General features: G+C 35.4%; 1 protein-coding gene. It reads right to left on the bottom strand.

Features of this window, described 5'->3' with window-relative positions; translation table 11 throughout:
* Window positions 1–135 precede the first annotated feature (135 nt).
* Window positions 136–854, bottom strand: a 719-nt coding sequence (locus tag N5O98_RS27285) for a tyrosine-type recombinase/integrase (protein ID WP_269496274.1), incomplete at its 5' end; no start/stop codon positions are given.

The following is an 854-nucleotide window of genomic DNA, read 5'->3' as shown; positions in this document are numbered from 1 at the left end:
TTATCCAAACCAAAATATTATCCCAACTTGACTTTTTATTGTATTGAATATCAGTAAATTGTTATATTTTAGTAGCAGATAATAAAGAGTGATTGTTCCATTATTCAAGAACAGTCCCTCATTTATTACTAAGTATTATCTCAATCCAAGAACTGTTGCTAATGAATCTTTATTTCTGATTTTCTTATATTTCTTTTCAACGCCTAAAGTCAGATTGTCTTCCATAGAGCATAAAGCTTGTACCATTTGTTCTGATGAAACTCCTACGTATTTCATTGTCGTTTCGATGCTCTCATGCCCCAATAGTTTTTGTATCTGCGCCAAGTTTACACCGTCTTCCAACCAATGGGTAGCCCGTGCATGCCGAAAACTATGGCAATGAAAATCCGCAGGAATTTCAAGTAGCCCCTGAGACGCAATTCTAACATACATTTTCAACCGCTTGCTAATCGCTTCTGAAGTGATTTTTTTGTTTGCATGGCCATATATGGGGAAAAATACAAAATCAGAAGGTAACGGATTGGCCGGATGGAACAACTTCACATAATGTTTCAGTATTTTTACCATGCTGTTCAACAAATAAATGGTACGTTGTTTATTCCCTTTACCCAAAACAAGAATGTAACTTTTCGTTTCATCCAGGTGCAGTGCCGACAGCCTTAATGATAATATTTCATCTATTCTTGTTCCGGTACTATATAAAAGATTGAACAAGGCAAAATCCCTCTTACCTATCAATGTCCGTGTATTGATGCTTGCAAAAATCCGTTTGATTGTATCTTTTGTGATTACTTCCACTTGTTTTTTAGGTTGCTGCATTCTTTTTATTTCAGCGGCATCACAATCATATTTTA

Source organism: Bacteroides sp. LFL-34 (assembly GCF_027257075.1).
GTDB classification, from domain to species: domain Bacteria; phylum Bacteroidota; class Bacteroidia; order Bacteroidales; family Bacteroidaceae; genus Bacteroides; species Bacteroides ovatus.
Note: the sequence above shows the minus strand (reverse complement) of the source record. Positions and strands in the feature narration are given on the sequence as shown.